Below are 11,940 nucleotides of genomic sequence, written 5' to 3'. Positions count from 1 at the left end.
CTCAGTGCTCACGCGGGTGCGATGCGGTAGACGGGGCCGTCGAGCGAGAGCACGTACATCTCGCCGGCTGCATCCTGCCCGAAGGACACAACGGCTTCGGCTGCCACGCCAGTGTCCACGTCGGCACCGTCGGCGGCCAGCGCGAAGACCTGGCCGTTGCAGAAGTCGGAGTAGAGGTAGGCCCCCGTCAGCTCCGGGATCATCGTCCCGCGGTAGACGGCCCCACCGGTGATCGAGCAGCCGCGGCTGTGGGTGTAGGTGTGGACCGGGTCCACCACCGGGCCGTCGGCGCTCAGCCCGTCGAAGGGACGATCACCCTCGAACCGCGGCCAGCCGAAGTTCAGCCCGGCCTGGTCCGCTGGTACCCGATTGATCTCCTCGACGGCGTTCTGACCGACGTCGGCGATCCACACCTCACCGGTCGCTGCATCGAAGGAGAAGCGCCACGGGTTGCGGAGCCCGTAGGCGAAGACCTCCGGTGCCCCACCTCCGGCCACGAACGGGTTGTCAGCAGGGATCTGGTAGGGCTCACCGCTCAGCGGGTCGATCCGCAGCATGGCCCCGAGCAAGGTGTCAGGTCGCTGGCCATTGCCGAACCGGTCGTCTGAGGCGCCGCCGTCACCCAGCCCGATCCAGAGGAACCCGTCCGGGCCGAAGGAGATGTCACCGCCGTTGTGGTTGCTGGCCGGCTGCTCCACACGCAGGACCACGCGTCGGCTGGAGGTGTCGAGGACGTTGTCCGCCACGTCGAACACCTCGATGACCGTGGCCCCGTCGGTGTCGGTCGAGGAGATGTACAGCTGCTCGCCGCTCGGCGACCAGGCCAGCCCCAGCAGGCCGCGTTCGCTCTGGGTGGTGGTGCTCGCGGAGATGTCCACGAGCGGGTCCCCCACCGCGCCGTCCAAGCCCAGGGGGCGAACCCTGCCAGCTCGTTCGGCGATGTAGACCCGTTCGGTGTCGCCAGGTCGGACTGCCATCGCGATCGGTTGGTCAAGTCGTGCGATCTCGAGGAGCGCGAGGTCGGCGGACGAGGGGTCACCCGCCGTCGGGGTCGGGGTGCGTCCCGCCGGGGGGGTGCTCGTGAGTCCTGACGAAGGGGTCGGCTCGGCCGGCGGCGCAGGCTGGTCTGGTGCGGGCTGGTCGGGTGCGGGCTGGTCGGGTGTCGGATCGGCTGGTTCGGGCTGGCCAGGCGACGCAGCCGGAACGAGTGTCGGATTGACCGCACCCGCATCCGCCCCCTCACCCCCGCCGAGTGCCGCACACGCGCCCAGGAACAGCAGGCCGATCAGGAGCGGGAGTCGTCGGGCCACACCCGCCACAGTAGGCCGGATGCGGAGGGCCGGTTCCGACCCGGCACCACGGGTGACAGCGACGAGCCCGGCTCAGCCCAGCGTCCGTCGTTCGTGCTGGTGTCCGCAGGCCATGCAGGTGTGCAGCAACCCCTGCGGGGTCCGCTGCAGCGTTGCTCCGCGGCCTCGGCACTCCGGACAGCGCGCGGCGGTCGTCCAGATCTCCGCAGCCCCCGAACCCGCGTCCCACTCGACCGCCTGAGCGCTGGCGGTCCGAGCCAGCCGCCGCAGCGACAGCACCCACCAGACCAGCAGACCCAGTCCCACCACAAGTCCGAGGATGAGCAGTCCGGGGGGCACGATTCGAGGGTAGTCTCCGCGGCGCCGTGATCACCATCTCAACAACCACCGCCGACCTGACCGACCTCGACACCGACGCCCTCGTCGTCGGCGTGTTCAAGGGCGGAATCGAGGGGCCCGGCGCCAGCGAGGCGTTGGCGGCGCTGGATCTGGACGACTTCCCCGTCACGCCGGACTTCCGTGGTGACGTGGGCCAGACGTTGCGCCTGGCGGCACCGGGGCAGCCGTTCGGGTCGCTGCTGCTCGTCGGACTGGGTCGCATGGACGCGATCAGCCCGGCCGCGCTGCGCCTGGCTGCCGGCGAGGCCCTCCGGGCGCTGCCGTCGGTCCAGCGTGTTGCGACCACGCTGGCGCAGGTGAACCCGACCCGCGCCTCCATCGAGGCCGTGGCCGATGGACTCGTGCTGGGCGGCTATCGCGACACCCGCTTCACCTCGGCGACCGATGACTCGGGTCCGACCGCCGCACAGTTGCTCGTGCCGTCGTCCCTGCTGGCGGAAGCCGACGCTGCCATCGGTCGGAGCAGGATCGTCTGCACCGGAGTTTCCCTGGCCCGCGACATGGTCAACACACCACCGGGTCTTGCCGGGCCGCAGGCCTTGGCGGACATGACCCGCGACGCGATGCCGTCGACGGTCGACGTGCAGGTCCACGGCATGGACTGGCTGGTCGAGCGCGGCTGTGGTGGGCTGCTGCAGGTGGGCCGTGGCTCGGACAGCGACCCCTGCCTGGTGGAGCTGACCTACGAACCCGAGAGTCCGGTGGCCCACGTCGTCCTGGCCGGGAAGGGCATCACGTTCGACACCGGGGGGCTCAACCTCAAGCCACCAACCGGGATGCCGGACATGAAGTCGGACATGGGTGGCGCCGCGGCCGTGGCGGGCGCGCTGCAGATCGTCGGTGCGCTGGGCGGACGGGTGAAGGTGACCGGCCTGCTGGCCTTCGCCGAGAACGCCATCGGCGCCGATGCCGGACGTCCCAGCGACGTCCTGACGACCTTCGACGGTACGACGGTGGAGGTCATGCACACCGACGCCGAGGGGCGTCTGGTCCTGGCTGACGCGTTGGGGTACGGGGCCAGCATGCACCCCGACGTCATGGTCGACGTCGCGACGTTGACCGGCGCGGTCGTGGTGGCACTGGGGCCGTACCAGGCCGGGCTGATGGGCAACGACCAGCGGGTCGTCGGGGACCTGACCCAGGCGGCACAGGTGGCCGGAGAGAGCCTGTGGCACCTTCCGCTTCCCGCGGACCTGGACCGCTGGCTCGAGTCCGAGGTCGCCGACGTCCGCAACCTTGGAGGCACCGGTCCCGAAGCCGGTTCGTTGACCGCCGGGTTGTTCCTGCAGCGGTTCGTCGGCGACACACCCTGGGCTCACCTCGACATCGCGGGCCCGGCCTTCCTGTCCAGCGAACGGGCCCGAGGCCATCAACCGGCCGGCGGGACCGGGTTCGGCGTCTCCACCCTGGCTGCATTCGTCGAGGCCCAGCTGACCTGAGCGCGCGCCAGACGTGCCGGCAATCCTTGGTGCTCTTGCTCAAGCTGGGCCTGCGGACGCCGATGCTGGCGGCGGTCGCACACGATCAACTGCGGCTGTTCCACCAGCCGATCGCGGACCTGCGCGACGAGCGCGTGATCGGTCACGAGGCCCTGGTCCGGTGGGAGCACCGTCGACCGGACCTTCGTGGCCGGACTGACCATGGACCCCAAGCGGCAGGGCATCACCCGTGCGGTCATGGCCATGGCCACGCGTTGGGGCTCGAGATCGTGGCCGAGGGCGTGGAGACACCCGACCAGGCTGCGCAGCTCCGGGATCTGGGCTGCACGCGGGCACAGGTATTCCTGTACGGACGGCCCGAGCCGCTCGACCTCACCCAGTATTGACAAACTGGGTTGTCAATACAAGACTCCCGTACATGACCACGAGCGGCACGACGAACACATCCGACCTTCCGGGCACCCTCGACCTGGGTGCCTTCTCCATCTCCCTCAACGTCGCGGACCTGGAAGCCTCGCGGGACTTCTACGCCACCCTCGGCTTCGAGGTGACGGGCGGCAGCCTGGAGGACAACTATCTGATCCTGAAGAACGGCGAGAGCATGATCGGCATCTTCCACGGCATGTTCGAGGACAACATCATCACCTTCAATCCCGGGTTCACCAACCGGATGGAGCAGCTGGAGGACTTCACCGACGTCAGGGAGATCCAACGAACCCTGACCGATGCGGGCCTCGAGTTGACCGAGCAGGTCGAGGACCTCGAGTCCAGCGGGCCCGCCCACGTCGTGCTGCTCGACCCGGACAACAACCCGATCCTGATCGACCAGCACGTGTGAGTGATCCTCCGACCGTGGCGAAGGCCGCCTCCGGCGAGCCCGTGTTGGAGGCTGACCCCGACCGGGTGGTTGCCCTGCTCCATCCCCTGCGGCGACAGGTGCTGCAGCTCCTGGTAACGCCGGACTCCGCCTCGGGTCTGGGCCGGACGCTGGACGTGCCCAGGCAGAAGGTGAACTACCACCTCCGAGCCCTCGAGGACCTCGGGATGGTGCGACGGGTGGGCCAGCGGCAACGTCGTGGCCTGACCGAGCAGCTCTTCGTGCGGGCCCACCCCGAGGTGCTGATCGATCCGATGGTGGTGGAGGGCGGGCCAGCCACCGCAATCGATCAACGGGGCCTGCGAGCTGCGGTGGCGGCGGCCGTCGGCATCCTGCGGTCGGTTCGTCGCGTCTGGGCGGCAGCAACCAAGTCCGGCGAGCGCGTCGCCACCGTGACCGTGGATGCCACCGTCCGCCTGCCGAACCCGGTCGCCCTGCAGGCCTTCACCGACGACCTCCGCGAGGTGATGGAGCGGCACGATCGCCCGGACACGCCGGGGGCGATGCGCCTGTCCGTCACGACGGTGGTGCTCCCGGTCGTCAGCGCAGAGGAGGCGGCGTGAGCGGTGAGCACCGTCTGGTCTTCGACGAAGCCGTGGCCGCCGACCTCGATGACGTCTGGCGGCTCATCTCGACCGCGGACGGCCGCGCGGCGTGGTTCGGCACCCGGGCGCAGATCGATCTGCGGGTTGGTGGTGCCTCCCACGTGGACTGGGGGGCCGACGAGGCGATCGAGGGAACGGTTCGAGCCGTCGAGGAGGGTCGTCGCCTGCGGATCGCCTATGAGGCCGACGGCGTGGAGCTGGGTGCCGAGGAGTACCTCCTCAGCCAGCGCGGCGGCGTCACCCACGTCCGGCTGATCCAGACGTTCACGCCGGGGGTCGACGACGCGGCCGCGGAGGGGTTGGACACGTGGGACGGATGGCTCGGCGACCTGGAACGTGGCTGGCGCCTGTTCCTGCGCTCGTTGGCCTTCGCCGCCGCGGAGGCCGCTCGGCCGAGCCGGCTGGTGACGGGTCGCTACGTCCCCTTGGGCGATCGCACCCCGCAGGCCGGATTCGCGGTCGCCCTCGAGGCGGTCGGACTCTCGCCCGACCTCGTCACGGGCGACACCGCGACCCTCCCCGGCATCGAGCAGCCCGCGACGGCGCTGCTGGTCGAGGCGCCGCACACGGTGCTCGTTGCCACCGCTGACCACACCCTGGTGCTCGACCTCGAAGGTCCACCGGGTCGGATGGTCTGCTATGCCCAGGCCGCCGTCCACGGCCCTGCGGATCGTCGTGGCTGGCGACAGGTGGTGCTCGGGCGGGTCAGCGTCGCCCTCGGCGCCTGACTGCGGGGCGCCAGGACCTGGCGTTTCCGGTTCGGCGGTCCCCGAGGCTTGGGGAGGGCCCCGCGGAACAGCCGCACCCTCTGGCAGGATGACGCCCATGAGCGACGAATTCAGGCAGGTCCTGGGGCAGTACCCGACAGGTGTGACGATCGTGACCGGTGTGCCGGACAGCGACGGGGAGGCCCCGGCGATGGTGATCGGATCGTTCGGATCGGTCTCACTCGATCCGCCGCTGGTCATGTTCCTGCCCGGCAAGGGCTCCAGCACGTGGCCGGACATCGAGGCCGGTGGCCACTTCGGCGTCAGCGTGCTGGGGGCCGGCCACGACGCCGTCGCCGATGACTTGTTCACCAAGACCGGAGAGCACTACACCAACCACGCCTGGACCACCACCGCCTCGGGTGCTCCGGTGCTGACCGAAGCCCTGGCGTGGCTCGACTGCACGATCAGCGACGTCCATGAGGCCGGCGATCACTGGATCGTTGTGGGCGCCGTGGACGCGCTGGGCATGTCGGCGGAGGGCCCGGTCAAGCCGCTGGTCTTCTGGCAGGGCAAGTACCTCTAGATCAGGCGCACCTCACCCGGGCGTGTGCCCATCCGGGTCTCCCGGACCACGCCGTGCACACGCCGGGCGAGTTGGCTCCTACAGGCTGGTGGACTTGGCCTCCTTCTCGGCCTCGTACCGCTCCGTGGCCTCATCCACGGCCCGCATCTGCTGCTCCGCCAGGCCCTCACGGGCCGCCTCGGCCCGCTCGGCGGCACCCTTGGTGCCGTGGACCTGGCCCTGGAAGCGCGGCATGACGTGCCGGGCGAAGAGCTCGTAGCTCTTCTTCGTGCGCTCGAGGTTCGCCCAGTTGTGCGCCAGCGTCATGTAGGCCCCGAAGCCGCCGTTGGACTGCTTCCACAGCTCCTCGATCTGGGTGACCGCCATCTCCGGTGTCCCGATCACGCCGAGGCCGTTGTTGACGAAGTCGATCATCTCGTCGATGTCGTTGCCCTCGACGGCCATCTGGGGGAAGGCGGCAACGTGCTGGAAGTAGCGGAACCACTGCGTGATGCCGTACTTGACGTCCTCGCGGGCCTGCTCCTCCGTCTCCGCCAGATGCATCAGCCCGACCAACCGCCACTTGTCGCGGTCAGCGACCTTGCCGTGCTCGGCGGCCACCTCCTCCTGGATGGTCCAGTGGTGGGCCAGGACGTCCATGCCGACGGCGACCGTCGCGCCGAGGGACAGCACACCCATGCCGTGCTTCCCCGCCATCTTCGCACCGGAGGGTGAGGCGACGGCAGCCACGGCGGTGTCGAACAGCGGGTCGGAGTAGGGCCGGAGGTGCAGCCGTGCGTCCTTGAGGGTCAGCCGGTCACTGGAGTAGCTGATCGGCTCCTCCGACTGGAGCAGGTGCATGACGATCGGCAGGTACTCCTCGAGGAGCGGCCGCATCTGCGGCGGTTCCAGCCCCAACATCGCGGCATCGGTCGGCAGTGCCCCGGGGCCGACCCCCAACATGACCCGGCCCCTGGTCATGTGGTCCAGCTGGACGATCCGCTCGGCCACCCACAGCGGGTTGTGGTACGGCAAGGACACCACGCCGGTGCCGAGCTTGATGTTCCGGGTCCGCTCGGCGGCGGCCATGATGAAGATCTCCGGGCTGGCGATGATCTCGCTTCCTGCGGAGTGATGCTCACCGATCCACGCCTCATCGAACCCGAGTCGGTCCATGTGCTGGATCAGGTCCAGGTCGTCCTGCAGGGCCAGCGTCGGGTTGTGCTCGGGGTGATGGAACGGGGCCATGAACGTTCCAAAGCGCATGCGCATGATGGGGCATCTCCTCGTGGTGTGGGGCTAGGTAGGAGGCAGTGTTTGCGGAGTTTCAAACGTGTGTCAACGAGATTTCCTGGCCACCGATGGTTCATTCACCGATGTGCGTACGCTCTCGGGCCATGCCACTTGACATCGCCACGGCCAGGACGGTCCTCGCCACCGGGTTCAGCCCCTGGGTCGGACAGCTCGACCTCGGGTTCGAGGAGATCACGCCTTCGACCGTGACCATGCGGATGCCGTTCTCCCCCGACCTGTGCCGCGAGGGCGGGATCATCTGCGGGCAGGCGTTCATGGCCCTGGCCGACACCGCCTCGGTCTTCGGGATGTGGACCGTGGCCGGCGAGATGCGGCGGTGCACCACGGTCGACATCTCCGTCCAGATGATGCGACCCGTCTCCGATGCCGACGTCATCGCCGAAACCCGCGTGCTCCGCCTCGGCCGGTCCATGGCGTTCGTCCAGGTCGTCCAGATGGCCGACGGCGACCCTCGTCCTGCCGTCAACGCCACGGTGACCCTGGCGCTGCTATGACAGTCCAGCCGGACCCGCCACCGACACTGCCCGCGTACCGCGACACGTGGCCGGCCGATGATCCCCACGCGAACTTCAAGGAGGAGGTCGCCCTGCACACCACGCAGGATCCCACGCCGATGTTCGTCAACCTCTCGCGGCTCACGGGCATCCCCGTCGGTGCGCTGATGCGATACGCCCTGGTCAAGTACGGCAGTGAGGGCACCGAGGCGCTCCTGCACGCCGGCCCCAGGCTCATCCGACGGATGGCCGCGATAACGGCCGAGGCCGAGCAGCGCAACACCACCGCGGGCCGCCTCGAGGCCTACGAGCAACTCCGTCAGATCGTCTCGTGGCTGCAGGTGCCGCTGGACGATCCGGGCTGGGTGGAGGACGCCGACCAGGCAGGACGCTGATTCCGGCTCAACTTGCATCCCAAGATGCCGATGATCCTCCGAGAGATGGGGAACGAGCGGATCGAGTACGACCAGGAGTTCTGGCTCCGACACGTTCGGGTCGGGGCCTGGCTGAGTCTCGGCGTCATCCTCATCGGCCTGGCCTATCTGGCCACCACGCCCGACGAGCCGAACCGACTGATGATGCTCCTCGGCCTCGGTCTCGGCGCTGCACTGACCGTCGTGGTGTTCTTCACCCCGTGGCGCCGCCTGATCGCAACACGCGCGTGGTTGGCCGGCTTCTACGCCTGGAGCGCCTCGGTGCTGGCGCTGCTCGGCTGGCTGGCCTGGCTGGATGGCGGCGTCCGCAGCCCGATGATGCCGACGGCGGTGCTGGCCCTGATCTTTGCTGCCATGGCCTATCCGCCCGCCGGGGTCCTGTTCGTCTCGGCTGGCGCGATCCTCGCCCCCGTCATCGTCGGCATCGCATCAGGTGATGACCTGGGATCCATCATCTTCGTCACGGGGGTGATGGCCATGGTGGCTGCGATGTCGGCCCTGGTCAGCACCAATCACCGGCGCTCCTACGCCGACGTCGTGACCTTGACCGCCAAGCTCGAGTTCCTCGCGCTCAAGGACGGCCTGACCGGGTGCGCGAACCATCGTGGCTTCCACGAGCAACTGCGCCGCATGACCAGTCTCGCACGCCGCAACGGGTCGGAGTTGGCGCTCGTGCTGATCGACCTGGACCACTTCAAGCGGGTCAACGACACCCACGGCCACCCGGTCGGCGACCGGTTGCTGATGGCGGTCGGCGAGACCCTTCGTGCGACGGTCCGAGAGTCCGACGTCGTCGCCCGGATCGGCGGTGAGGAGTTCGTGATCCTCGGTCCCGACACCGGCCGGGAGGGTGCCCTGCACCTGGCGGCGCGCGTCCACGCAGCGATCCAGGCGATCGACGAACCGGTCACCGTCACCGCGTCCGTCGGCGTGTCACTCCTGCCCGAGCTGACCGATGACCCCGACGAGCTGCTCTCACAAGCCGACGCCGCGATGTACCAGGCCAAGCAGGGTGGTCGCGATCAGATTCGTGTGGCCGGGACGGATAGAGGCACGCCCGCGCTGGTCGTTCCGTAGCACGGGCTGGTGGTTCCGTCGCGGAGCAGCGCCTGAGCTAGGGTCGATTCGACCGATTGCACCGCGGGATCGCCCCCGCCATGGAACAGTGGGAGGCGTATGGAGCTGCATCTGCTGCCCCTGTTGTCCGTCCTTGCCGCCGCTTGGGTCGCGGGCGCGGTGGCAACGCGTCTGGGCTATCCGGCCATTCTCGGCGAGCTCTTGATCGGCATCGTTGCCGGACCGGCGGCCCTCGGGCTGCTGCAGCCGGACGAGTCGCTGACCGTGCTCGCCGAGCTCGGTGTGCTGCTGATGATGCTCTACATCGGCCTTGAGATCGACCTGTCGGACCTCCGGCGAGCCTCCACACCGGGGCTGCTGGCCGCGGCTGGCGGCTTCATCGTGCCGTTCGTCCTGGGGTACCTGGCCGTCATCGCGTTCGGGGGGGAGCCGATCGCCGGCCTCTTCGTCGGCATCGCCGTCGGGGTCACCTCCCTGGCCACCAAGTCTCGGATTCTGGTCGACCTTGACCTGCTGGACACCCGGATCGCGCACGTGCTGATGGCGGGTGCGCTGCTCAGCGACACGGCGACGCTGCTGATCTTCGCGGGGATCCTGGGCTACGTCGAGTTGGGGACCGTCGACGCTGGTGGCATCGGGCTGGTTGCCGTCGAAGCTGCCATCTTCTTCGCCTTCGCGGCCGTGGCCGGCTGGAAGGTCATCCCGTGGATGGGCACCGTGATCCGTCGCTACGCCGCCGATGCGAAGTCGCTGCACTTCCTGGTGGTCGTGGCGATCGGCCTGGTGTTCGCCGAGGCGGCCGAACTGGCGGGGCTCCACGCCATCCTGGGTGCCTTCATCGCGGGCCTGGTCATCACCGACACGACGTTCAGCCAGCGTCCCATGCGGCACACCGAGACCGTGCTGCAGGACATCTCGATCCGACTGCTGGCACCGATCTTCTTCGTCACGGCGGGCTTCGAGGTCTCCTTCGACGTCTTCCGCACCGACCTGGCGCTGTTGCTGACCGTCATGGTCGTCGCGTTCGCCGGCAAGATCCTCGGCACCGCGCTGTTCTACCTGCCGAGTGGCCGGGGCTGGCGTGAGGGGATCACCGTCGGGGCGGGCATGAACGGTCGTGGCGCGGTCGAGATCGTCGTGGCCGGCATCGGGCTCGAGGCCGGGATCATCACCACGGAGATCTTCTCGATCCTCGTCTTCATGGCCATCACGACCACGGCGACCGTGCCGCTGTTCCTCACCTGGGGCGTGGAGTGGTTGCGTCGCAATGGCGAGCTGGAGAAGGGGTCGAGCCGACGACGCGGCGCGATCGTCATCGGCGCCGGCCCGACGGGGAGGCTCGTCGCCGGTCTGCTGCCGGGTCCCGTGACGCTGTTGGACGGAAACCAGTACCGCTGCAGGCGGGCCAAGCGACAGGGCTTCCGCGTCATCAACGGCGACGCACTCGACGAGGAGGTCCTGCGGCTGGCGGGTGCCGCAGACGTGCGCGAGTTGGTGGCCGTGACGCCGAACGCCGAGGTCAATGTGCTGGCAGCCCAGCTGGCCCGGGACCTCTTCGGGATGCCCGAGACGAAGGTGCTGCTGCCGTCGTCGGCCAGTCCGGCGATGGCGAGGATCGTGAAGAACCTGGACGCGGGTCGCCTGTTCGGCAACGGCACCGACATCGAGGCCTGGGACCAGCATCTGGTGGATGAGCGGGCGACCACGGTGACCGTGTCAGCGAGCGATGTGAACCGCCGCGATGGGTCCACCCTGGTCTTGGCCGTCGTTCGCGAGGGTGAGACGATCCTCTTCGTGGAGGGCATGGAGCTCCAGGAGGCCGACGAGGTCGTCATGCTGAACAAGACCGGTGGTGGGGAGGTTCTCCCGGTCCCGATGTGAGCCCCGCTGGCTCTGCGCCTCCTCGTGGCGAAGCCGTAGTGCGCTTGCAGAAGTTTGCAACCGGCCGGACGACCGCTGACCCACCGGCCGATCATGCGCGTGGTGGGCGCACGTCACCGTGGTCGGCATGCGCTTCCCCACCCATCTCTCGCTTCGTCGTGCCCTGATCGTCGCCGCCACGGCGGTCTGCCTGGTCGTGCCCGCGTCGGTGTCTGCCGCACCGCAGGTCCAGTCCGACTCGCCGGCCGAGTCTGGCGGTCCCCCGATCCTGTTCCCGGTCGACACGCCGATCACCGAGATGATCGACTCGTGGGGCTTCCCCCGGAGCGGTGGACGACGTCACGTCGGCACCGACATCATGGCGCCGCAGATGACGCCGATCCGAGCCGCCATGGGCGGCGAGGTCATCCGGGCCCACGGGGAGGAGTGCCAGGACGGGATCCCCTGCAGCAGCTACACGCTGGCGATCGCCGGCGACGACGGTCGCGGCTACTTCTACGTGCACCTCAACAACGACACCCCTGGTCGTCCGCAGGGCTGTGACGGGCTTGGCGGGCTGCGCCACGCCTACGCTCCCGCGCTCCTGCGCCACCACGCGCTCAACGGGACCTTCGAGGGGGCACGCGTCGAGGCCGGCGACCTGATCGGGTACAACGGCTCGTCGGGGAACGCCTCCTGCGGACAGGACCACCTGCACTTCGAGATCTGGTCCACACCCGACTGGGGCTCGATGACCAACATCAATCCCTACCCGGAGTTGGCCGATGCGCTGGAGGCCGAGTCCGGCGCCGCCAGGTCCGCCCTCGAGGTGCGATCACTGCTCCGCTGACGGGGCGCA

14 protein-coding genes are annotated in these 11,940 nt (G+C 69.0%); 11 read left to right on the top strand and 3 right to left on the bottom strand.

Annotated features, from left to right (window positions below; all coding sequences use genetic code 11):
• Positions 1 to 8: 8 nt before the first annotated feature.
• Together C1746_RS13500 and C1746_RS13495 are read right to left on the bottom strand one after the other, a co-directional pair.
• Positions 9 to 1,310, bottom strand: a complete 1,302-nt coding sequence (locus C1746_RS13500; protein WP_116715073.1) for a PQQ-dependent sugar dehydrogenase — start codon at positions 1,308 to 1,310, stop codon at positions 9 to 11.
• A 72-nt stretch (positions 1,311 to 1,382) separates the two neighbouring features.
• Positions 1,383 to 1,649 carry a hypothetical protein gene (locus C1746_RS13495; protein ID WP_116715072.1) on the bottom strand — a complete coding sequence of 89 codons (267 nt, stop codon included), beginning with the start codon at positions 1,647 to 1,649 and terminating at the stop codon, positions 1,383 to 1,385.
• Positions 1,650 to 1,675: 26 nt separating this feature from the next.
• On the opposite strand from C1746_RS13495, the gene C1746_RS13490 reads away from it, so the two are divergent.
• The 6 genes from C1746_RS13490 to C1746_RS13465 all read left to right on the top strand — a co-directional run bounded on the left by C1746_RS13490 (position 1,676) and on the right by C1746_RS13465 (position 5,923).
• Positions 1,676 to 3,148 carry a leucyl aminopeptidase gene (locus C1746_RS13490; protein WP_116715071.1) on the top strand — a complete coding sequence of 491 codons (1,473 nt, stop codon included), beginning with the start codon at positions 1,676 to 1,678 and terminating at the stop codon, positions 3,146 to 3,148.
• A gap of 26 nt (positions 3,149 to 3,174) precedes the next feature.
• The gene (locus C1746_RS13485) at positions 3,175 to 3,534 is read left to right on the top strand and encodes an EAL domain-containing protein (RefSeq protein WP_205711846.1); all 360 of its coding nucleotides are present in this window, start codon (positions 3,175 to 3,177) and stop codon (positions 3,532 to 3,534) included.
• 32 nt (positions 3,535 to 3,566) lie between these two features.
• Positions 3,567 to 3,986 carry a VOC family protein gene (locus tag C1746_RS13480; protein WP_116715070.1) on the top strand — a complete coding sequence of 140 codons (420 nt, stop codon included), beginning with the start codon at positions 3,567 to 3,569 and terminating at the stop codon, positions 3,984 to 3,986.
• Positions 3,983 to 4,588, top strand: coding sequence for an ArsR/SmtB family transcription factor (locus C1746_RS13475; RefSeq protein WP_116715069.1), 606 nt, complete (start codon positions 3,983 to 3,985; stop codon positions 4,586 to 4,588). The genes C1746_RS13480 and C1746_RS13475 overlap by 4 nt, the downstream gene beginning before the upstream one ends.
• On the top strand, positions 4,585 to 5,358 hold the full coding sequence (locus C1746_RS13470; protein WP_162867725.1) for an SRPBCC family protein: 774 nt from the start codon (positions 4,585 to 4,587) through the stop codon (positions 5,356 to 5,358). The genes C1746_RS13475 and C1746_RS13470 overlap by 4 nt, the downstream gene beginning before the upstream one ends.
• Positions 5,359 to 5,455: 97 nt before the next feature.
• A complete protein-coding gene (locus tag C1746_RS13465; protein WP_205711845.1) occupies positions 5,456 to 5,923 on the top strand; it encodes a flavin reductase family protein in 468 nt (155 codons plus the stop codon).
• Positions 5,924 to 6,001: 78 nt separating this feature from the next.
• Here C1746_RS13465 and C1746_RS13460 read toward each other — a convergent pair whose 3' ends face one another.
• Entirely contained in the window at positions 6,002 to 7,177 is a 1,176-nt protein-coding gene (locus C1746_RS13460) for an LLM class flavin-dependent oxidoreductase (RefSeq protein WP_414627961.1), read from the bottom strand.
• Positions 7,178 to 7,299: 122 nt separating this feature from the next.
• On the opposite strand from C1746_RS13460, the gene C1746_RS13455 reads away from it, so the two are divergent.
• The 5 genes from C1746_RS13455 (at position 7,300) to C1746_RS13435 (ending at position 11,931) form a co-directional block, all read left to right on the top strand.
• Complete coding sequence (locus tag C1746_RS13455) at positions 7,300 to 7,710, top strand: PaaI family thioesterase (protein WP_162867724.1); 411 nt, start codon at positions 7,300 to 7,302, stop codon at positions 7,708 to 7,710.
• Entirely contained in the window at positions 7,707 to 8,105 is a 399-nt protein-coding gene (locus C1746_RS13450) for a DUF6027 family protein (RefSeq protein WP_116715064.1), read from the top strand. The genes C1746_RS13455 and C1746_RS13450 overlap by 4 nt, the downstream gene beginning before the upstream one ends.
• Before the next feature lie 24 nt (positions 8,106 to 8,129).
• On the top strand, positions 8,130 to 9,221 hold the full coding sequence (locus C1746_RS13445; protein WP_116715063.1) for a GGDEF domain-containing protein: 1,092 nt from the start codon (positions 8,130 to 8,132) through the stop codon (positions 9,219 to 9,221).
• A gap of 99 nt (positions 9,222 to 9,320) precedes the next feature.
• Complete coding sequence (locus C1746_RS13440; RefSeq protein ID WP_116715062.1) at positions 9,321 to 11,102, top strand: cation:proton antiporter; 1,782 nt, start codon at positions 9,321 to 9,323, stop codon at positions 11,100 to 11,102.
• Between the two features lie 127 nt (positions 11,103 to 11,229).
• Positions 11,230 to 11,931: a M23 family metallopeptidase gene (locus tag C1746_RS13435; protein ID WP_162867723.1), complete on the top strand. Its 702-nt coding sequence runs from the start codon at positions 11,230 to 11,232 to the stop codon at positions 11,929 to 11,931.
• Positions 11,932 to 11,940 lie beyond the last annotated feature (9 nt).

This window comes from Euzebya tangerina (assembly GCF_003074135.1).
Classification (GTDB): domain Bacteria; phylum Actinomycetota; class Nitriliruptoria; order Euzebyales; family Euzebyaceae; genus Euzebya; species Euzebya tangerina.
The sequence above is the reverse complement of the archived record's forward strand: the minus strand, read 5'-3'. Positions and strand labels throughout refer to the sequence as shown.